The sequence below is a fragment of the Agrobacterium sp. FDAARGOS_525 genome (assembly GCF_003938925.1).
GTDB lineage: Bacteria > Pseudomonadota > Alphaproteobacteria > Rhizobiales > Rhizobiaceae > Agrobacterium > Agrobacterium pusense.
This window is the reverse complement of sequence record NZ_RKIU01000004.1, coordinates 1612040-1633131: the sequence shown is the minus strand read 5'-3', so window position 1 is coordinate 1633131 and position 21092 is coordinate 1612040. Positions and strand designations below refer to the sequence as shown.

21 protein-coding genes are annotated in these 21092 nt (G+C 56.9%); 8 read left to right on the top strand and 13 right to left on the bottom strand.

Annotated elements, in window-relative coordinates:
• Nucleotides 1-10 precede the first annotated feature (10 nt).
• From EGT36_RS23975 to EGT36_RS23935, 9 genes are all read right to left on the bottom strand, one after another.
• Nucleotides 11-478: a TIR domain-containing protein gene (locus tag EGT36_RS23975; RefSeq protein WP_024896896.1), complete on the bottom strand. Its 468-nt coding sequence runs from the start codon at nt 476-478 to the stop codon at nt 11-13.
• A 1-nt stretch (nt 479) separates the two neighbouring features.
• Complete coding sequence (locus tag EGT36_RS23970) at nt 480-1070, bottom strand: 7-cyano-7-deazaguanine synthase (RefSeq protein WP_125271203.1); 591 nt, start codon at nt 1068-1070, stop codon at nt 480-482.
• Nucleotides 1067-1774: an 8-oxoguanine DNA glycosylase gene (locus tag EGT36_RS23965; protein ID WP_024896894.1), complete on the bottom strand. Its 708-nt coding sequence runs from the start codon at nt 1772-1774 to the stop codon at nt 1067-1069. The genes EGT36_RS23970 and EGT36_RS23965 overlap by 4 nt, the downstream gene beginning before the upstream one ends.
• On the bottom strand, nt 1771-3174 hold the full coding sequence (locus EGT36_RS23960; protein WP_125271202.1) for a toll/interleukin-1 receptor domain-containing protein: 1404 nt from the start codon (nt 3172-3174) through the stop codon (nt 1771-1773). Before EGT36_RS23960 ends, EGT36_RS23965 begins: the two co-directional genes overlap by 4 nt.
• 44 nt (nt 3175-3218) lie before the next feature.
• Nucleotides 3219-3956, bottom strand: coding sequence for a PfkB family carbohydrate kinase (locus EGT36_RS31370; RefSeq protein WP_353505584.1), 738 nt, complete (start codon nt 3954-3956; stop codon nt 3219-3221).
• A 456-nt stretch (nt 3957-4412) separates the two neighbouring features.
• Nucleotides 4413-5186 carry a hypothetical protein gene (locus EGT36_RS23950; RefSeq protein WP_199777866.1) on the bottom strand — a complete coding sequence of 258 codons (774 nt, stop codon included), beginning with the start codon at nt 5184-5186 and terminating at the stop codon, nt 4413-4415.
• 87 nt (nt 5187-5273) lie between these two features.
• On the bottom strand, nt 5274-5768 hold the full coding sequence (locus EGT36_RS23945; protein ID WP_024896892.1) for a TIR domain-containing protein: 495 nt from the start codon (nt 5766-5768) through the stop codon (nt 5274-5276).
• A gap of 167 nt (nt 5769-5935) precedes the next feature.
• The gene (locus tag EGT36_RS23940) at nt 5936-6235 is read right to left on the bottom strand and encodes a MerR family transcriptional regulator (RefSeq protein ID WP_024896889.1); all 300 of its coding nucleotides are present in this window, start codon (nt 6233-6235) and stop codon (nt 5936-5938) included.
• A 51-nt stretch (nt 6236-6286) separates the two neighbouring features.
• Entirely contained in the window at nt 6287-7690 is a 1404-nt protein-coding gene (locus tag EGT36_RS23935; RefSeq protein ID WP_003497302.1) for a tyrosine-type recombinase/integrase, read from the bottom strand.
• 502 nt (nt 7691-8192) lie between these two features.
• Between EGT36_RS23935 and EGT36_RS23930 the strand changes: the two genes are divergently transcribed.
• Nucleotides 8193-8708, top strand: a complete 516-nt coding sequence (locus EGT36_RS23930) for a disulfide bond formation protein B (RefSeq protein ID WP_003585612.1) — start codon at nt 8193-8195, stop codon at nt 8706-8708.
• A gap of 29 nt (nt 8709-8737) precedes the next feature.
• Here EGT36_RS23930 and EGT36_RS23925 read toward each other — a convergent pair whose 3' ends face one another.
• Nucleotides 8738-9295, bottom strand: coding sequence for an HNH endonuclease (locus tag EGT36_RS23925; RefSeq protein WP_003585610.1), 558 nt, complete (start codon nt 9293-9295; stop codon nt 8738-8740).
• Between the two features lie 313 nt (nt 9296-9608).
• Between EGT36_RS23925 and EGT36_RS23920 the strand changes: the two genes are divergently transcribed.
• The 4 genes from EGT36_RS23920 (at nt 9609) to EGT36_RS23905 (ending at nt 12923) form a co-directional block, all read left to right on the top strand.
• Complete coding sequence (locus EGT36_RS23920; protein ID WP_125271200.1) at nt 9609-9908, top strand: hypothetical protein; 300 nt, start codon at nt 9609-9611, stop codon at nt 9906-9908.
• Nucleotides 9909-10028: 120 nt separating this feature from the next.
• Complete coding sequence (locus EGT36_RS23915) at nt 10029-10634, top strand: transglutaminase-like cysteine peptidase (RefSeq protein ID WP_125271199.1); 606 nt, start codon at nt 10029-10031, stop codon at nt 10632-10634.
• Nucleotides 10635-10843: 209 nt separating this feature from the next.
• Nucleotides 10844-11635: a metallophosphoesterase family protein gene (locus EGT36_RS23910; protein WP_125271198.1), complete on the top strand. Its 792-nt coding sequence runs from the start codon at nt 10844-10846 to the stop codon at nt 11633-11635.
• A 325-nt stretch (nt 11636-11960) separates the two neighbouring features.
• Complete coding sequence (locus EGT36_RS23905) at nt 11961-12923, top strand: glycosyltransferase family 2 protein (RefSeq protein ID WP_125271197.1); 963 nt, start codon at nt 11961-11963, stop codon at nt 12921-12923.
• A 37-nt stretch (nt 12924-12960) separates the two neighbouring features.
• On the opposite strand, the gene EGT36_RS23900 is transcribed toward EGT36_RS23905, so the two are convergent.
• Entirely contained in the window at nt 12961-14433 is a 1473-nt protein-coding gene (locus EGT36_RS23900) for a lipopolysaccharide biosynthesis protein (RefSeq protein WP_125271196.1), read from the bottom strand.
• Between the two features lie 73 nt (nt 14434-14506).
• On the bottom strand, nt 14507-15727 hold the full coding sequence (locus tag EGT36_RS23895) for a glycosyltransferase family 4 protein (RefSeq protein ID WP_125271195.1): 1221 nt from the start codon (nt 15725-15727) through the stop codon (nt 14507-14509).
• Between the two features lie 315 nt (nt 15728-16042).
• On the opposite strand from EGT36_RS23895, the gene EGT36_RS23890 reads away from it, so the two are divergent.
• Entirely contained in the window at nt 16043-17164 is a 1122-nt protein-coding gene (locus EGT36_RS23890) for an acyltransferase family protein (protein WP_125271194.1), read from the top strand.
• 46 nt (nt 17165-17210) lie between these two features.
• Entirely contained in the window at nt 17211-18539 is a 1329-nt protein-coding gene (locus tag EGT36_RS23885; protein WP_125271193.1) for a hypothetical protein, read from the top strand.
• A 110-nt stretch (nt 18540-18649) separates the two neighbouring features.
• Here EGT36_RS23885 and EGT36_RS23880 read toward each other — a convergent pair whose 3' ends face one another.
• Complete coding sequence (locus EGT36_RS23880) at nt 18650-19702, bottom strand: acyltransferase family protein (protein ID WP_125271192.1); 1053 nt, start codon at nt 19700-19702, stop codon at nt 18650-18652.
• Nucleotides 19703-20131: 429 nt separating this feature from the next.
• On the opposite strand from EGT36_RS23880, the gene EGT36_RS23875 reads away from it, so the two are divergent.
• Nucleotides 20132-20989, top strand: coding sequence for a hypothetical protein (locus tag EGT36_RS23875; protein WP_125271191.1), 858 nt, complete (start codon nt 20132-20134; stop codon nt 20987-20989).
• Nucleotides 20990-21092: the final 103 nt, after the last annotated feature.

Genomic DNA, 21092 nt, shown 5'->3' with positions numbered 1-21092 from the left:
GATCTCCGGGCTATTTCAGTTCAGCGGCCAATTGATTCCACTGGACGACTTTCACGCCGTGCTTCGCCACCCAAGGCGGATTTTGCCGTGGGGCGCCCCCCTTGGGGTGAACCGCCACCACCTTTTTCCCAAGAGCGAGGCTGGTCTCCACTTCCCAAGTCACCCAACGGCTTTGCGCAGTATTGTCGGAGATGTAGACGACACAAACAGATGAGCGCTCTATCCGCTCGCTGATCTTTTGTTTGATATATTCTGCGCGTTCGCTGTCGTAGGGCTCGCGAACAGAATGATCGTTGAACTCGATATCACTGTTCTCGTTCTTCGCATGCGCGCGCAGAAGATTGACCTCGTCCATATCTTCGGTTGCAAAACTGATAAAGACATTTCGTTTGCCGCCCTGAAGCGCCGCCTTGGCTTTCTCCTCCAGGGACCGAATGTCGCCTAACCTGCTCCAGCTCCCGCTACTCCCGCCGCCCATATCAGACCCCCTCAGCCTTGAATTCATTACATGCTATGCACGCTCCACAAGGTGTTTCACCCCCGAGATGACAGGAATAAGTGCCCTCGATGCCTTTAAGCATCGCGACTTCGATGACTTCCTGCTTGTGGAACGACGAGAGCGGTGCAAGGACCTTTATTTCACGCCCCATGCTCCTTGCGATCATTGCCTCCGCCTCCTGCAAGAACGCCGATGTCTGGTCAGGAAACAGGCTGGTTTCCTCATGGAGGAGTCCAATCGATATCGCATCGGCGTCGCGCTGAAATGCGTAGGCTGCTGCTACAAGCAGAAAGAGGAGATTTCGACCAGGAGTAAACGCATCCTCCAGCACTCGCTGGTTCGGGTCCGTCAACCCGGACTTAATGAGGCGGCCATAGCCCGACAGGTCGGCCACCTCCAAATCTGGTAGCTGCAACTTGGCCATCGCTGACCGGCAAGCCGCGTGCTCTCGATCGCGGGATCGCTGCCCATAGTCGATGAAAATCGGATATTGCTGAATCCCTTCCTCTTTTGCGAGGTAGGCGACCAGCGTGGAATCAAGCCCACCGGAAACGAGAGTGACAATGCTCATGCTAACGCGCGCTCCGTATCTTGAGAACCCGCAACCCGCATCACTATCCAGATCGCCCAATCCATAAGGCCGACTGCAAATCCGAGCCTATTTGCATGTGAAATCAGTTTATCTTCTTGCATGTGATAGTGTGAAAGCTTCGAGATGGCTCGGCCGGCCCCTGTGTAGAGTCCAATAATCGTCATGTAGTTCAATACGTGGCGATCCAGGACTGCGAGATCGTAGCTGATACCTGCGTTACGCAGGAACATACTCGCCTGCTTTGGCCCGATTCCAGCTACGTTCGACACAAGCCACGAGCGAGCGGTTGCCGCATCTCCGAAGGCATGCACGAGTGAGCACAGGTCCCCGCTTTCCTGCGAGACCGATTCGCGCGCAGAGGCCAATTGCATCGACTTTGATCGAGGAAAGCGATAATTTCGAAGGCTGCCGTTCACCAGTACAGGTTGACGGAGAACCCCGAGGATTTCATCGGCGAGTTCGGCCCGGGGTGCCGATGTGTTGAGGAGAAGCTGCCGTTTATCCAAAGCATCGGCGGTGGCTACGGCAAGCCCATACGGTACTTGACTGCTGAGCAGGCAGCATGAGAGTTCCCACCAGAGATTTCGCTCGTCAAGCGCACTCTGAGAGCGCTTAGCCCGCTCTTCAATCTCCGGGCATATTGCGGCAACGGCGTGCTCCAGCCTGGCAGCATCGTTTCTCATCTGAACAAATCCGGCATTTGATCCCTAAGTTGTTTTGAATTGGATTGGCCCAACAGGCCGACGGCAAATGCTTCTAAGCGATTTGTTGAAGCGGCAGCCTGCAAGTCGTGGGTTAGCTCCCGATAGTAGTCCAAATTATGGAAGGCAACTTTACCTGCGTAGTCTATATTATCGTCGGAGAGCGCAGAAACAGTGATGGCCGAAGCCGCCATCTGCGCCTGGTATGCGAAAAAATCGAAATGTTGGTAGTGATTTAATCTGTGCTGCTGTCGGTCAACGGCAACCCGGCACCACTCTAACCCATCGAAGCTGTCTGCTCCAGCTGCCGTTAGGATCGCTATACTCCATGGATTTCCCGTACCCAAGAGATGGATCGGCTGATAAAAGGATAAGCGATCAAGCTCGTTCCGGACGCGCCTCATGGTCTGTGCGCGCTGGATCAGCCCTCGGCCCAACTCGCGCTCCGCCAGCGCGATCATCGGTGGCTGGAGCTGGTCGGCGACATCCCGCACGACCTCGGGGAGAATAGTAAGATCGTACCCTTTCGACCTAGTGGCGGGAGCATGAATGATTGGAAGGACGGGGGCTTTGGTGAACTTCCTGTCTCGTTCGACCGCTGCGATGACTTGCCCAACCGCACGCTTTCTGTCCCTCGACGGATCCATCTCGTCGAAGCAATACACCCAATCGTGTGAAATCCCTTCCAGCGCCAATTCGAAATCTTGGGGCTTCCAGCTGTCGTCGTCGCGTCGCGTCGCTTCATAATTGCCTGAATCGACGAGGACAAATCCGCCTTGCGCGCGGATACGCTTCAGCTCCTGCTGGATACCTCGAGGGCGGCGGGGTGGAAACAGGTCGTAGGCGGAGACAAGGACCGTCGATGTACCGAAGAGACGAAGAGCCTTAAGAGCTTCGAGAGGAACGAGTTGTGTCTCGTGTGATGACACGGAGAGGAACAAGCTCGGAAGGGGGACTCTACCCGCAGCGATGGCTGATGGGCGGGTTGGCGCCATCCTCGGCGGGACGACAGTCGAAATCTTGCGCATCAGGTGCTGGATACCAGGATGATCGTCTTCTCCGGTCCAGCCCAGAAGATCAACCGCACTATAGCCGTTAAAGCCGTACGGCGCATTTGTCGGAATGATCTTAGCGGGAATAATCGGAATATTATATTGCTCAGCTAAGCGGAGTTCGTCCTTTACATTACTATTGTCCTTAGCTGTCGGCGACCAGAGCGGAACGACGCATTTTGTATTCTGGATTTCACGTTCGATCACGGTCGAGAAGTCGCCGACGATTTTATCGTCCCACCAAACATCCCATCGGGTTGAAAGTGTTTTTACTAATCTCTCCGCCTGTCCGACATCTTCTCGTGAATAGACTATGTAGACGTCTGACATACGTAATTACTCCCCCCAGAGTAGTGAATCAGAAGTCTCACAAATTATGCGTCGCCGCAACTGTCTAGGCTACGGCAAGATGCACGAGGCCAGGCAGCTCGGTACAAAGACGAGGCGAAGTCGGGAACAATCGTAACGCCGAGATCGGAGAGTGCAGCGATATCGGACCGCTGCTCCTCGTCCAGTATTACAATATTTTGGTGAGATCGCGTTGCGCAGAGTCGTCGAATTTCCGTTGTGCTCAATCCGTCCGCCACTAGAAGTGAAGGTGCATTTTCGAGGAATGAATCTGGGACCTCATCGAGTTGAGGTGAGAGCACTTCAACACCAAGCTCTTTCAGGCGGAAGCGCGCCTCCTCAAGCGTATACCGCCTTCCGATTGTAGATGTTGAGCCATGCAGAACAATCCGGTTTGGTGCCTGCCCTGTTATGGGCTCGCGGCTATTGAGCAAGTCGGTTTGCACCGGAAGGGTCATTGTCTCACAGTAGGCGGACACCGATCGGGAGGCGAGGTCCGCGGCTTCGGCCGCGGAAGTTCCGGCTTCGCCCCAATGATATGCAAACACGGCACTGAAGACATCCCCTGTTCCGATCTTGAAGACCCGAGATGAATAATATGCGGGAATGGTATTAGGTTCGGCATGACGCTCAAAGACGGTGACCCCCCGCACCCCTCTTTTTACGACTATCACAGTCACCCGATCGCCATTCGACATGGCTTTCGCGGCGGCAGTCGCCAAGTCGGTGCAACCCGCATAGCGGCAGAGCTCTAGCTCATTCATAACCAAAGCAAGCCGTTTCGCTGTCGAGCCATTGGCTCCAAATGGCTCAGGACGGACAGCTGTCTGAGGATCGTAAATCGCGCGGACAGCGTGCACGATGGCAGATCCTTCCAGGAACCCGAATCTCAGGACCACATCTCCCGAAACATGTATCGGAGGCTGCTGAGGAAATGACCCAGGTCGCGGCTCGATGTGTGGTTGAGACAGTGGGTGGAAGTACGCAAATGCGATCGCAATATCGGAATGGGTGCGGGATAGCCGCACACCGAGGTCCGACAGTTCGTCCGCTCCCGGGCTGCTCTCGTCCCGTGCATAGGTGTGAAGAGTGCTCCCTGGCGAAAGAGCACTGACGGCTGCCGCCGCGCGCCCGCCCGAGCCAAACTGTGCGTTCCACTTCGGCGTTTCGCACAATTCGCGATATAGTCCACCTGCGATTTGCATGATGCATACGTCCAGCTAATGGCCGATGATTGTCTGCATGCGGGCTAGTAGCGTCGCGGACAACTCGGCCCGACCTTGGTCGTTGTTGAGGTAGCGCACATATCGGAGATGGCGCAGGTCGAACGGGATATCGTGATCGCTTTGTGCAATGAGGATGACCTCTCGACCTAAGGTGTGCGCAATCCCGGCTTCGTAAAATACATTCGGATTTCGACCTGAGCAGTCACAGATCACGATGCGCGAACGATCAATCAGGGAAACGACATCCTGAATAATTGACGCATTCTCCCAGATGTCGTCCGCCCGTCGGCAACGAAGTCCGACACCTTGAGCAGCGTTTCGGATAGCATCAAAAACAGGATTAAACGCCGCATCGAAGGGCATCATGGCGGATGCAAGATGGGGGTCTAAATTCTCATGCTCGGCCAATGGGAAGACCGTTGGCCGCTGTCGCCGGGGGCGTACCTGGCGAAGTAAAAAGCGGTACAAGTCGACCTCTTTCACGGCCCAATGGTTGCGAGAGAATTCGAAATCTCGGGGCATGTCCAGTTCAGCCCGGCTATCATAAAGCAGCGAGTTTGTTAGGGGAGGAACGTCGGGGTCAAAGCTTACCTCGAGTGAGACTTCGCCCCCTACGATGCGCGCCCGGTTTATCTGCCCGACATACGCGGACTCATCGCCGGTCCCCTCTTCGCAGAAGAGACAAGGCAGAGCCGTAAGTTTGTCCAGAAGTGGCGTATTGTTCAATCTGAATAGTTCGGCAATATGCGCTTCCGTATATTCGAACATCCGGCCGATCGGCACAGTGACTCTTCCCGATGGCCAATCAGCATTAAACATCAAAAGATTGAAAATCGACGTCCCCTCCGCGTTAAATTACAGGCCCCAGCTACGATACTGATCCGTGCCGTAGTGCCGTGCTCCCCCGGCCCTTTCGGTGCGGCTCAAATGTTGGAATTCAGTTGGCCAATGTCTTATAGCATGTTCTATGGCCTTCAGTTTGAATGGTACGTGTACAACACAATGATCCCTAATGATCGGCGGGCACAAACTGTCCTGTACGCGGCTTTCATTGAGGTTGACGGCAATAATCGGCAGATCCAAGCTCAACGCGAGTTCTAGCTCCCACCTTACAAAGCGGAAAAGATTCTTGGTCGAGTTTCCAATCAACACCATAACTGCTGTCGATTGTCGCATTCGCTCCCGCAATTTCGATTTTACGTAATCCTCATTCTGAGCACGCGACGTCATGTTGTCGAGATCATGAGAGTCCACGAACTGGAACGGTATTCTGGGGTTGGCATGCCACCCCCGGACATACCGGTAAGCCCATTGGTCGTTATCGCCATCGAAAACGACGTAAGTCGACATTTTCCGTTCCCCCCAAGACTACTTAACGCTGAACCCGATCTACAAAACTCAGAAGCTTCCTTCGCCGCGTGCGAACCCCAACGCGATTCAGAACTCTCGGTCAAAGGCTCGAATCTCATCCTCGAAGGAAGAGTGAGCGTGCCCCTCCAAGAGACATAGCCTCAAACCTATGTTCGATTAAGAGGGAGAATGCGCGGTGCTTCCGGAGAAGCGGTCGTCGAACGTCGGCAGCTTTCCGCCCAGGCATCAAGGTCGCCGACCGCGTACCGGACGTAGCGTCCGAACTTGTAGAATGCCGGCCCCGTATCGAGAGATCGGTAGCATTCGAGCGTATGGGCATCGAGCGCCAGATATCTTGCCGCTGCGTCTGTATCGACAAAGCGGACGGGGCCAGCATCTTCCACGTAGACCGCGCGCGCGAGGAGGTCTGCGGACGGCCATTTTGCTCGGTTGTTAGGTCGCGACATGACGCACCTCCGTTCGTGCTTCGGCAGGGATCGATGTGAAACGGGGCGCGCTCATCGCGTTGCCTCCCTGTTTTCATCATGTCGGGCGCCGGGCGGGGTGGCGCGATTGGCCCCGTTGCGATGGCGGAATGGCCGATAGTTTCCGACCTTGGTGCGCGACGAATACTTGCCGTCTTCCAGGCCGGGAGGCGGCGACGCGGGCTCGGCAACGTCCGCTGTTTCCAGCGCGGCGCCGACCTCGATCTCGACCTCTGTCGACGGTTCCTCAGCGACCGGGGCTTCGGCGCCGACGACGATGCGCCTGCGCGCGGCGACCGCATCCGCAGCCATGCGCACCGGGTCTTCCTCGTTGTGAACGTAGCGCATGAACATGGTGACGGTCTTATGCGCCGTGAGCGCCATACCGACCTTCAATGGCACGCCCGAGTTCGCGATATCGGTTGCGGCGCGATGGCGGATGCCGTGCGTACCGACATGGGGGACGCCCGCTCGGGCAAGGATGCGCCGCCATCCGTGTTGATAGGTATTGTCCGTCATCGGCTTCGAGGGATCGAAGATCGACGGGCACACATAGGGCGACGTTTCGAAGCGCGGAGCCTTGCTGAGCAGCCGGTGAGCCTCGTCGCTGAGAGGCTTCGTCATTCCTCCCGTCTTGCTGTCAGGCCAGGTCACGCGCCGGCGTTCGAGGTCGATCCAGGCCCATTCGAGCGTAAGCACCTCGGACTTGCGCGCCGCCAGCTCGAACTGGAGCCGGATGGCGAGGGTGATGAAGGGATGCTCCAGGCCCTCCCGGTCCGAGCGGTCGAGATAGGCGAAGAGCTTGCGCATCTCCTCGTCGGTGATGAACCGGGTCGATCCGTTCTCCGCGAATTTCTGGACGTGCCTGCACGGATTGGAGCCGTCTGGCCGATATCCCCACAGTTCGGCGAGGTTGAACATCTTCCGAAGGGCAGCGAGCGTTCGGTTGGCGTTCACCGGCCGGTCGGCCATGCCGGTCATCAATTCCGAGATGTGGGCGCGGGTGACTTCATGAGCCTTGTAGCGGCCCAGGCGCGGAAGGATGTGGTTCTTGATGTTCAGTTCGTTCGTCGCGACGGTGGAGGGCTTGTTGTGAAGCTTCGAGTGCTCCTCGATGAACTTGGTGCACAGCTCCTTCATGGTCGGTGCTGCGCGCGCGGCTGTCTTCTCCGCGCACGGGTCGCGTCCATAACGAACCTCCGCGAGCCAGTCCTGTGCCAGGTTGCGGGCCTGATCGACGGTGAGTTCTCCGAATCGACCTAGCGCGGGCTTCCGGCGGACGCCGGAATTGGTCACGTAGGCGAGCATGAAGATCTTGCCGCCGAACGGTGTGACTTTCAGCATGAAGCCCGGTACGATCGTATCGCGGAGTTCGTATTCGCGCTCCTTCGGGCGCGCGGCGTCCACAGCCGTCTTGGTGAGTTTGATTTTGGCCATCAGAGGTCTCCAAACACGTTAGTCGTAGGAGTCGCGCGAGGGTGTCTAGGAGCACGATTCCCGGCTATTGCCGGCAAGTATGGAGAAGTTTGAAGCCTACGATGGTCAAGCTAAATCATTGATCGTAGTAGGTTTTCGCGCTTTTACTTGCAATCGGCGGTGTTTAGAATATCGTCCTTTGGGCCGCTCAAAATGCGGTTCCGAAAGGAGTGCTGGTTCGATCCCGGCTTGGGGTACCATTACCTACACATCTCAATTTTCCCTGCTCCAGATGCTTTTTTCATAGCGGCTTCGATGGGTAGCGTAGAGGCTGGTGTCCTCACGAAAGCTTGCTCATCCGCCTCCGTTTCTTACCAGGCTTTCATTTGCCAGTTGCAGAGGACTGGATTAGACGAATCCCGTAACATTCATCGAGATCGGCGACTTAATTTCGCCATCACGCCCGCCTTTTTGAAAGCCCGTTCGGGATATCTGCTTCTTCGCGAAGTTTGGGGAAATTTACATGGCCAATGCGACATCCGCCGATAACAGCCGCACACTCGCCGCTCTCGGCGTCACGGCGGGAATGATCTTCACCGTCGGCTCAGCCCTCGGTTTCCAGCATATTGGCGGTTACACGCCCTGCGCGCTGTGCCTGCTACAGCGCGATCCCTATTATTACGCCATTCCGCTTGGCATCTTGGCCATTGCATCCAGCATTTTCAAATTGCCGGTTCAAATAACACGGCTGCTTCTCGCCCTTATCGGCGTGGCCATGTTGATTGGGGCCGGCCTCGGCGTCTATCATGCGGGTGTGGAATGGGGTTTCTGGGCGGGGCCGATTACCTGCGCCACCGGGGCGCCTTCCATCACGACCAATGCCGGCGACCTGTTGGGTAACCTCAACGCCATCAAGGCGCCTTCCTGCAATGATGCGGCACTTCGTGTCCTCGGCCTGTCGTTCGCCGGATGGAACGTCATCGCAAGTCTGGCACTTGCGGCAGTCGCCTTTTTCGGCGCAAGCCGTAAAAGCCGCTAAGCGGAAAACCGCGTCGCAGTCCTGAAAGCTCAGGGCTGCAGCTCGGTATCCCAGTAAAGATAGTCCATCCAGCTTTCATGCAGATAATTGGGCGGAAACAGACGCCCATTATTGTGCAGGTCCTGAACCGTGGGCTGGAAAGGCTTCTGCGCCGGGAACATGCCCGCCTGTTTGGGAAGCTTGCTGCCTTTTTTAAGGTTGCAGGGAGAGCACGCCGCCACGACATTGTGCCAGGTGGTTTCACCGCCATGCGCGCGGGGAATCACATGGTCGAAGGTCAATTCGTCGCGTGTCCCGCAATACTGGCATTCAAACTTGTCCCGTAGGAAGACGTTGAAGCGCGTGAAAGCTGGGTTGCGGGTGGGCTGCACATAGGTCTTGAGGCTGACGACACTCGGCAGCCGCATGGAAAAGCTGGGTGACGACACCGCATGATCATATTCTGCAATGATGTTCACACGGTCTAGAAAGACGGCCTTGATCGCGTCCTGCCAGGACCATAACGACAAGGGATAATAACTCAGCGGCCTATAGTCTGCGTTCAGAACGAGCGCCGGCAGGGCCTGTGGTGAAACTGCAATCGTCAAGGGCTTCTCCTGAGCGATTCGGCATCTGCACTTGTATATTAGGTCCGTTGTTACAGGATTGTGAAGCCTATAAATGCAGCGGAGAAGAGCTTAATTTTTCAGCGGGAAAAAGGCCCTTTTATGTTCCGGTGAGGCAGGCAGAAGCCGATTGAGCAGCCGGTCGCACGACGAGACAGCGGCGGGTGATTCCATGCGCGGGAACCGTCAAATCCCTTCTCACGACAGCTGCTGCATCAATGATATGATCAGCGATACGGCGAGATGAAAACGGCGCTGCCGGCGACGACCATTCGCGCCCCCCGGAGGAAACGGAATGACCGCGCATCGGCATCTAACAGCAGCATTTCGGGCGGCCCTTGCGAGCGGCGCTTGGATCTTTGCCGCTTGCCTGGCGGGCTCGGCACCTGCCCAGCAATATCAGAATTTCGAGATCGCGCCGGATGGCCGCGGTGGTGCGCAGGGAACGATAGGCGGGCGAAATTTCGAAGTGCCCCGCAGTTACGACAGGCCGCCCGCCGGCCGCGTCTCCCCGGACACGCGGCGCGACCGGAGAACCAGCGTGCCGCAGCAGACATGTATCGTCGACGCCGAAGGCCGAACACGCTGCAACTGATGGCATTCCCGCGAGAAAAATGGGATTTCACTAAAAAGCAATCTATCGACTTAAATGGCCTGCAAGAAAGCATCGCTATGTTCCCGGGCATAAGGAAAACAACTGTGCAGGGGCAAGAACATGGCGAAGAAAATAACCCGTGTGGCGGCAAGTCTGGCCATTGCCATCGGCGTGGCGGCAGGCGTGGCGACGACGGCACCGGCCGTTCAGCTCGGCGGCCTCGCGAAAAACCCGGCGGCGTCGCGGCCCGGCCAATTCATGACGACAAGCCGTCCCACGATCGCGCCGATCGCCTTTGCCAAATTCTGCGACAATGCCGCCGACCAATGCGTGCGCATTGGTGATCGTGACACGATCGAACTGACCAAACAGAAACGCGTGGAGCTTCAGCGCATCAACTCCGAGATCAACACCGCAATAACCTATGTTGGCGAACTGGAGGGCGAAGACGAATGGAAGCTGAACCCGACAAGCGGTGATTGCGATGACTATGCGGTGAGCAAGCGGCAGCGCCTGCTGCGTGCCGGCTGGCCTTCCGGCGCCCTGCGCATCGCCACCGCGCGCACCCCCAGCGGTGTCGGCCACGCGGTTCTGGTGGTCAGCACCACCCAAGGGGATTTGGTGCTGGACAATCGCACCAATGTCGTCAAACCGTGGAAGTCCGTGGATCTGAAATGGATCAAGATCCAGTCGCACGAAAACCCGCGTGTCTGGCTGAAACTCTAGGTCTGAAGCAGACATAGTCTTTGCAGGCGAAAAAGAGTATCCTGCCGCTCGCCGATGGAGGCCCCGCCGCGCAAAAACCGCTTCTGGCGAAGCCTTCCGGTAGGGGCCGGGAGCGAGATTCTGACCGGGCACGACCTGTCTCGGGCGGGTGACGTGGCATCAGCTTCCAACGCTCTTGACCTCGTGTAAGGGAGACAGTATCGGCAGCTATGCCCAAGGTGCTCAACTGGATTCGCGGTCGTAAACAACCAGCCCCCCGCGAGGCGCGGAGACGGCGCAGAGTTGAGCTTGGCGACAGGCTGACATCCTTTCCGATCTATGCCATCGGCGATGTGCACGGCAGTCTCGATCTGCTTTTGCAGGCAGAACAAAAAATCCTAGCGGATCTGGCCGGCGACCCCTCTCCCGCCCTTGTCGTGCTGCTCGGCGATTATGTCGATCGCGGACGCGATTCCTGTGGGGTTCTCGAGCATCTGTTGCGGCCGCCGCCTGCGCCACTGCGCCGCATCGCGCTGTGCGGCAATCACGAGCAGCTGTTCAGCGACTTTCTCGAAAACCCGCACGAAAACATGCATTGGCTGGATTTCGGCGGTCGCCAGACGCTTCTGTCCTATGGTGTGGATATTGATTATTTCATTGAAAAGGGCCGCCTGAGGGTTCAACCCTTCAAGGATGCCCTGCTGGGCGCCATTCCCCAGACTCACCGCCAGCTTTTGGCCAATTTGCCGATCTACGCCCGCATCGGGCCCTATATTTTTGTGCATGCCGGCCTGCGTCCGGGTCTGCCACTCGAAGCGCAGACCGATGAGGACATGCTGTGGATCAGGGAACCTTTTCTGTCCCAGGGCGCGGGACTGGACCTCCTTGTCATCCACGGCCACACGCCGGTGACGGAACCGGAAACCGGGCCGCAACGGGTAGGCATCGATACCGGTGCTTTCACCACCGGCAGGCTTACAGTCCTGAAGATCGTGGAATCGGGTCTTTCGATTATCGTGTAACCCCGTCGCTGTCACCGCCATACAACATGTCGTTTGAATATCCGTTTATTGTTTTGACGAGAGAAATTTCACTTTATTCCTGAAGAAAATTGCCTTTAAAAAAGATGGATACTTAAAATGACTGCAGCATATTTCCGGGAAAAACCGGCCATAATTTAAACATTCAGGACGCCCCGCCAGTGCCGATACAAACAGGAACACTTTCCCTGATCCCCGATGAAGCTCCGTGGGCGTTTCCCACAGGCCTCGCACGCGAAACCGCAGCAGCAGGTAACCCGCTCGGTCGTCGCTTCAGGTCCAGGGCCAGCCAACTGCAAGAGGCTTCATGCGTTATTCCATTCTCGTTCCGGCCTTCAACTCCGAAAAAACCCTGGCACGCGCACTAGACAGCCTCACCCAACAGAGCTTCGGTGACTGGGAAGCCCTGATCATCGACGACGCTTCCACCGACGGTACGGCGGAGATGGCAGAAGTCCATGCTGCGCGCGACCCGCGCTTCCGGGTCTTGCGCCAGCCGAAAAATGCCGGCCCGGCCGCATCCCGCAACGCGGGCATCGAGCATGCACGGGGAGAATGGATCGCGCTTCTCGATGCCGATGACGCCTACCTGCCCGATCGATTGAAAAGGCTGGCGGAAATATCCGACCGTGTCGGCCTCGATATGATCGCTGACAATCTCCTGCTTTACGACCTCGGGGCCGATACCATCGTCGGTCCGGCCTTTGCGATGGAGAACGCGCTTTCGAAATGGACGATCCGGACCCTCTGCGAAAACGATGGCCCCGGCCGACACAGCCACGCGGGATGGCTGAAGCCTGTTTTTCGCAAGCAATTGCTTACGGAGAATAATCTTCGCTACCACGACACATTTCGCGTCGGCGAGGATTTTCTTCTTTATGCCGAATTGATTCTCACCGGCTGCAGGGCAGCCATTCTTGATGAGGCGCTCTATCTATACACCACGCCCACCGGCGCAGTATCGGGTCAGCGGTCGACATCGCAGACAGTCGTCAATAATGCGCACTTACTCGCCTCAAGTGACATGCTCATCGAGCGGCTGCAGCAGGGGGACGGCGGGCGCAACGCCCTTCTTGAGCGAAGGGCGCGTCTTAATCTGTCGCAACGCCGGGAACCGGTGAAAGCCGAGATGGTAAAGCTCTATAAAAACAGGCAATTGCTGGCTCTTGCCCTAAAAACCATCCGTCACCCGGCCGCATTCCGGGATATTCTGCGCCCGCGACCCGTCTCCCCCGGTCCTGAAAAATTGCGGGCGCTGCCCTTTTCCTGATGGGAGACGACGGCGAAATAGTCTGCAATGCCCCGCTTCAGCGGCGCGACAGAATTTTGCGCAACTCTACGACCGAGGTTTTCGCGACCGCGGGCATGGCCGCGAAAATCAGCGCCGCGTAGATGCAGGCGCCCACCACAACCAGACATGCGAGAGAGATGATCGGAGGCAATCTACCCTCGATGACCTGCTCCAATCCAAATACGGACGCTCCCATGACGATCGATGCACCAAGCGGGATGGCAATGACCCTCATGATTTTCTGGAATTCTACGCCGCCGTAACGCTGGGTATAAAAAACACCCACTGGCCAGACGCCATACACCTTCGCGACATGCGCCCAGGCGACAGGATAAAGACCGAAAGGAGCGGCGAGGAAACTCAGTCCGATACCGGCGAGCAATTGCAGGACCGAAATTTTGAGATTGAGCCCTGGCCTTTTGATCGCCGCCAGAACACCCCAGGTGAAGGATTCCACCACGAAGGGTATGGCAATGAGGCAGAGAATTTGCAGCGCCGGCACCGCGGGTTTCCAGTTTTCGCCAAACAATACTGGAATGAATATAGGCGCAACCGCTGCCATGCCGGCAAAACACGGAAATGCGAGAAGGCCCGAAAAGCGGATGAAACCGAGACAGGCCTCTTCCACCGAGCCTTTCTGTGCATGGGCCTGCGAGTAGGTCGCCATGGCCACCGAACCGAAAGGAATAACGGCGAACTGGCTGACAAGATCGATACAGCGCCAGGAAAGCCTGATGTAACCCACGGCAGCCGGCGTCAGGAACATGGCCGCGATCAGTTCCTGAAGTCTGAGGTTCATGGCGAGCAGGAAGCTGGCCGAGAAAATTCTGGACCCGAAACTCCATTGGTCAGCCGCGTAATGCCTGACGAAACGGCGGCGCGGCACCCAGCCTGATGCGAGCCAGTTCATGATCGTCGTTGCGATACTGGCCAGCAGGCGCTGGGCCACCATGGCCCATATCCCCCATCCCTGGAGGGCAAGAACTATGGCAATGGCCCCGGCGAGCATGTTGGAAAAAATCGCCCGCATTGCCAGCTTTCGAAACGCGAACGCCCGCTGCAGCCGGGCCTCATGGATACTGCCGGCACCCATGATCAGGAGCACCGCGGAAAGCGCCATCAACACGGGGCCGAGTTCCGCGAGCCCGAACAGGCCGGCGAGGAACGGTGCCGCCACGGACAGCGCAACGCATAAGGCAGCGCCCCAGCCAAGGGAGAACCAGAAGGCTGTATCCGCATAGTCTTCTTCAAGTTGAGGCCGCTGCACCACCGCCTCCGGCAATCCGCCGCGCGCGATGACGAGAATGATATCGACAAAAACCGTGGCGATGGCGACGAGGCCAAACTCATCCGGCGTCAGCAGACGCGCGAGGATAAGAAAAACTGCAAATGAGAGGAAGACATTGCCGTAACCGCCGACGGCGCTCCACAGGGCGCTCGTGACCGACCGCCTCTCAAGGCCGGGGGTATCGTCCTTCGTTTTCAACATGGCCGGCTCCAGTGCGGCCTGTTCAACCCTTCACCCACGGCATCGGGAGCAGGCTCGCGCCGTCGGCGGCCCGTCATGCCGCCGCGGCCCTGCTTTTTGCCAGGACGTCCTCATAGAGTTTCACATAATTCTCGCCTACCCGACGCGAAGTGGATTCCTCGACAATATTTCCGAAGTCGGCTTCCGTCGGCAATTGCTCGCGTGACAGTGTCAGCACCCGACGGATACGGGCAGCCAGATCGGCAGCATTGCCGGGTTCGAACAGCCAGTCATGATTGGTCTCGCCGATCAGTTCCGGAATGCCGCCGGAGGCGGCGCCGATGACCGGCACGCCCATCGCATAGGCCTCATAGATCGTGCGTGGTGAGGGTTCTGCCCAGAACGAGGGAACGATGAGAACATCGATCTGTTCGAAAAACTCCTTCGGTTTCGCCCAGCCGATGAATTCGATCGGCAGATCGCCGGCCTGCGCCTTGAAGCGCTCAATGGAATCGTCCATCGCGTGGCCCGCCACCAGACAGCGCCAGTTGCCATGACCGATTTCCCTGAAAGCATCGACCATGTTGCCGACGCCTTTCTCCGTATTGATGCGGCCTATGTAACCGAAGGTCATGGGCTGGCCGCTGCGGTCGATCTGTCGTCGCGCCACGGGGTCGCCTTCCGGGACCGTGCAGGAATAAAATATGACGCGCAGCAGGCTTTCCGGAATATGGTGGAAAAGCCCGTGATTGACATGCGTCCTGAGGATTTCCGTACCGACGCTCGCGACCGCGCCGATATAACGCTGTGTGAATTTCTTTGTGAAATTCACCACCTGACAGCCCAGATGAATATGGTCGCAGGGTTTGCCACCCTTGAACATGGCGGCGTTGCCGCATAGCAGGTCATATTCGCAAATCGTATGCACGATCGGAATGCGGCGCTTATGCGCCGCCCGCCACACCAGCGTCGTAACATCGAGCAACGAATGCGTGTTGAGGACATCGGGCCTGAAATCGTCAAGAACCGCCTCGAACTGCTTCTCGACGTTGAAATTCCATTGTTGCCTGATCTTCTGCATACGCCTTTGCTGCGGCGTATATTGCGGCCAGTCTTCCAGCCAAAAATCATTGTTGTGGAACATGCGGTAGACGCTGACGCCATTGCGCACCGACTTCGCCTCGGCCTGGCGCTCTATGCAGGCGGCACCCACCGTATGCCCCATGGCAACGAGTTCCTCTGCCAGATGCTCGACCGAGCGTTCGCATCCACCGACGATATGCGGCGGGTAAAGACTGCTGAGGAGGATTCGCATGGGCTACGCTCAATATCCTTTAAAATTTATATTTCGGCACCGGCACCGCTGAACCGACCAAAAGGAACGGTTGTGAAAGGGCGGCGACCAGGCCGAAGGAAGTAACAATTTAAAAATCAACATCAGAATATCGGGCTTAAAGAGCACCGAAAACACCGCCGTTTCAAGTGATTTTTTGCGGCGCCGCGGAATTCATGCCGTATTGCAAAAAAGAATCTCCGTTGCTAATTATATTCGAATATAAAACCTAACGATATGCAGCCCCGCCGCTGCACCATTGATCTTATTATTTTATTTTAAAAAATTTGGATTCCCATGTCTTCTCAAAGTAGCGGAAAGCTTCCGAGAAACTACAATCTCGACATGTTGCGCGGTCTTGCCGCAGTTTGCGTTGCTTATTCTCATTTGGCCCTGAAGATGCACAATCGCGGCGATACTGATGGAGTGACCCGGGCCCTTTTCGATGTCACCAAGGTTTTTCTCGATGTCGGCAAATTCGGCGTGATCGTGCTGTTCGCGCTCGGCGGTTACTTCATTCTCTCATCGCTGCAAAATGCCGCCATGCGGTATCGGAAACCGCTTACCGCCTTTGTCCTGCATCGGTTTTTCCATCTTTATCCCGCCTACTGGCTGTCACTTTTTTTCGGCGTGCTGATGCCCTGGGATGACCCGGGCAAGATATTCCCGGCCCATGTCGTCGCCATCAACGCCACGATGCTGCAGGGCTTTTTCATGACGGAAAATGTCATGGGGCTCTACTGGACCCTGCAGATCAATCTGACTTTTTACGCGCTGTGCGTGCTGCTGTTCCTGATGGGACGAGCAGCCGATTTGCGGGTGGTGACGGCTGCAACAGTTGCGCTTTTTGGTTTTGCGGCAATTCTCTCCCTCGTAAGATACAAGCTCGGCATCAAGATGCCGGTTGCCCTGCTGCTGATGGTGGGTGTGTGCTTTCTGGCATCGCTGTGGAAGGCGTCAGATGCCGGGCGCAACCGTGACAGTCGATATTGTGCCTGGATTGCGGTCGGCACTTTCTACGCAATGCTTCTCCCCATCTGCCTCCTGGCCTATTCGCATGACTACGGCTTCGAGGAGACCTGGTATCGCTACGCCATCAGCTACGGCACAGGCATGACGGTTTTCCTTGCGGTTTCGGCGATGAAGAGGCCTGTCCTCAATCGGCTGGCGCCCCTCGGCGGTGCAAGCTACGCCATTTTTCTGTGTCATCCGTCCGTCTATGCGGCTCTCGACAGGATCGGGTTTACGCCAGCCAATACATCGCTGTCCCCATCCATCGTTATGGCTATTTCTGTCCTCTTGGCCATCACATGCGGCCTGGCCGCCAATCGTTTTGTTTTAGCACCCGTGCTCGCCTGGGGAGAGAATGTCGTCAATTCGGCATCCCGCAGACATTTAAGTGCAACCTTGGCCCGTTAAATTGAGATAGGAACATAGTCAGCACGAATAACGGCAGGAGATCTTGATGAAAGAAAACAGGCCTGTCGGTGCTCGCTCCATGACGCGACGCACATTGCTGTCTGCAGCCTCTTTCGCCTTTGCCGCAGCCGGTGGTCTGCGTGCCGCACCGGCGCAGGTCAAAACCGATTTTTCTGCCAATACCGAGGCATTTCTGGACAGTGTTGGAGTGTGCGGCCATTTCACCCGCACACGTGGTGTCTATCCGGAACAATTCGACCGCATCCTTCCGGAACTCAAGGCTCTCGGAGTGCGCCATTTACGCGACGAAGGCATCATCTTTCCCGAAGACCGCCGGGAAAGCGCCTCCTTTAAGCGGCTGCGCCAGATCGTTGCGTCAGGCCTGCGCCTCACCGTCATCTGTTTTGACGATCTCAACCCCTATCTGAGCACGCCATTGGACAGGCTCGTGGATTTCTACGACTGGTGTGATGGCGGCATCGAGGTTTTCGAAGGCAGCAACGAACCCGTGCTTACGTCCGATCCGAAAAATGCGCCGCGCCTTTCGGCGCAACATCAGACGGCATTGCACGACGCCATCCGCGCAAACCCCGCGCTCAGGGATCTTCCCCTTGCCGCGCCAAGCTATGTCCTCAGCAACAGGGCGCTGGCGTTTGATCTTGCCAAGGTTTGCCAATATGGCAATATTCATCCCTATGCGGGCATGGAACACCCCGAAACGACCGGGCCGGGCGCCCTCTCGAAGTCTCTTGCAGCTTCCGCGCACATAGCAGCAGGCAGGCCGACGCTCGCCACCGAAATCGGCTACCATAGCGCCCTGAAGACCCAGAGCTTTCATTTTCCTGTCACCGAAGGAATAAGGGCGCGCTACATGCCGCGCACGCTCCTGTGGTGCTTCATCAATGGTATCCGCCGGACATATATCTATGAAATGGTGTCAAGCTTCGCCCGGGATGACACCAATCCCGAGTCCTCCTTCGGCCTGCTGCGCCACGATCTGAGCCGCACCGCCGCCTATGAGGCGGTCCGCGCCCTGCTCTCGCTCCTGACGGTAAGACGCCAGACCGCGCCCACGCAATGCCAGCTCGAATTCGTCGAAAGCGCCTCCGAAAGTGTTTCCCTGAGACTGTCGCGACCGGATGGCGCGCTGCTTGTGCCGGTGTGGCTTGCAATATCGGGCTGGCAATGGCCGGCGCAGATCGAAAACCCGCCAGCCGAACGTGCAGCAAGCTTTATCGTTACCGGTCCACACAGCCAGGTGATTGCCCACCGGTTTCAGGACGACGGCTCCGTTATCCAGCGCGTTATTCCGCAGGAAGGCGGGCAATATCGGCTTGCCATCAGCGACCAGTTGACGGTGCTGGAAGTTTTTTGAACACTCACCAACGATTTCCAGCCGCAGCTTGAAACCTCCGCCCACACCGGGCGGGTGACTGGCGCGGCCGACATCTTTCGCGTGATCGACCGGGCAGTTGCTCTCACCGCTCAATGTTGAAGGGAGAGCCGCCTGACGCCGTCTCTTTTGCGATAGGCTCGATTAATCGGCGCCTCAATGAATCGATAAGACGCCAAGCCGCACACGATCGTCAGCAGCAAAGCCAGAACACCTGTGATGAGCACCGACACGATACCCGACAACCCCGTTACCCCGACAGCCTTCATCGCAATTTGAATCACCAGATTGTGGACGAGATAGATGGAATAGCTGGCATTTCCCAGATGGACCAGAAGCCAATGCCTTGCAACATAACCGTTCTGTTCAAGGAAGACGCAGCCGGAAACCAACAGGAGTCCCGCAACGCCCCAGGTCAGAGGCCGCACAATGCTGTTGTTATAGAGCTCGAATCCCGAGCTTGTCGCGAGGATGACTGACGCTCCGGCAACGATGAAAAACCAGGCCCCTCTCGGCCCCAGGAAGGGCGGCTTGCCTTTCCTCGCGCAGAAAAATGCTCCGAAGGCGGCACCCAGGGCGAAATCCAGCATCACCGGGCTGCTGTAATACCGCAGGTAACCATCAAACGAAAACAGTAATCCGGATAACACAAGTGAACAGAGAAAGAATATAATAAACAATATTCTCGTATAAAAACTCCCCACAACCATCAAAATCGAAAAAACAACATAAAAGAACATTTCGTAGTTCAGGGTCCACCCGACAGACAAGACCGGCTCCCAAAATCCTCCGCGTTCAAATGGTATGAAAAACAGGGACTTCCAGACGTAGCTCGGCTGCAACTCCATAACGCCGAGAGGGCGCGCGCCGAGGAGAAAAATAAAGACGATTATGAATGTCATTATCCAGTAAATCGGAACGACCCTGACAATTCTGTTCACCAGGAATTTCAAGGGATCGCCATCTTTGTTGTGAGTTGTGACGACCATTATGAATCCGCTCAGAACGAAGAATATGTCGACGCCGGAAGCTCCGGCCTCGTATCGTCTGACACCGGGGAAAACCCGGTCGATAACGGGCATGAAATGATGGAAAAAGACCATGAACGCAGCAACCGCGCGTAAAACCTGAAGATTGATGATCATCAAATCAATATCCGTATGAATTTGGGATTAATCAAAAAATTATATTGATATAACAGGTGCTTAACTCGGAAAACCGGAGAAATTATAATTTTGCCACGCAGTGCGAAAAGTAAATGAGCAAGACGGGAAGACAAAATATCTCCCTTTATTCAAACATCAGCTAAAATCAAACAATTCCATAAGCCTGTCAATTCCTCAGGACCGGGGAGAAGAACTTCGTGACTTTCATCGCTGGCCGACCAACGCCGTATCAAGCCTTGGGCAGCTATCGCCGGTTAAGGATACTTAAGAAGTTGCGGTTGCGTAGTTGTTTTAGCACTTGATCCGCCGCCTAGCCTATGCGATCTAAGAAGAACATTTTAAGTGCTGAATAACCATATCGGCATTGCGCGTAATTAAAGTCGTATTTTAAGAATTTGGAGAGTTGTGATGTCTCGCCTTCTTAATGGCTCGGCGCTCACCGGTGCGATATTGATTATCGGCACGGGTATAGTTTCCGCCTCAGCCCATGCACAGAATGTCGAACCTGCGCCAGGCGCGCCGCAGCAGCAGGCCGCGCCCGCCCAGAGCGTGGCGACAGGCGCACCGGTCAAATCCCCCGATGAAAGCACCGCCGCCTTTCTGGGGCGGGTGAACACGACCAGTCCGGACATGGTTCCCCTTGCCGCCGCTGAAGCGTTCAAGCAGTCTCCGACGTCGCCAACGGTCAGGGACCTGATCGCCGTCGCTTCCAGCACCGATGCCGCCACGGCCGAGCTGGCGGCGAAGGTGACGGGCGGATTTCCGATCATCGCCGTCTCCACCAGTGCCGCGCAGTTTTCCGAGCAGATTTCCGCACTTGTACTGAGCGACTCCAGCCAGTTGCCCGCCGTCGTCGCATTGGCACAGAAGGTCGGCAACAAGGATTTCTCGGAAGTGGTGGGCGAAGGTCTGGCGCTTGCCTATTCCGCGGCGATGCAGAACAACAACACGATCCTTGCGGCCGCCATTCAGCTGCAGACGAAGGGCGCCGGCGTGCCTTCCGATCTGCTGATCGCCTTCAGCGAAAACATTGAAGGAACCGCGGCCGGCCCGGCTGCGGCAGCAGCACCCGCGGCCGCAGCAGCCGCCTCGCCGATCGGCGGCGCGGGCTCCACGCCTGCGAGCGGCAACAGCGTCGGTGGTTCGGCGGGCGGCCAGACCGGGGCGGGTACCGCTCAGTCCGGTGGAACAGGCGCGCCTGCCGGCCGTGGCAGATCGCTTTCCACCGGCAGCACCAGTACGCCGGTCAGCACCAGCCCCGTTTAACAAAGCCCGGCCTTGCCGATCCCTACGGGAGCGGCGATCACCCGAAACGTGATGCAACCGGGACTTTGGCAGGCCCTGTGCCTGCCTAAAAAAGCGAGGCTGA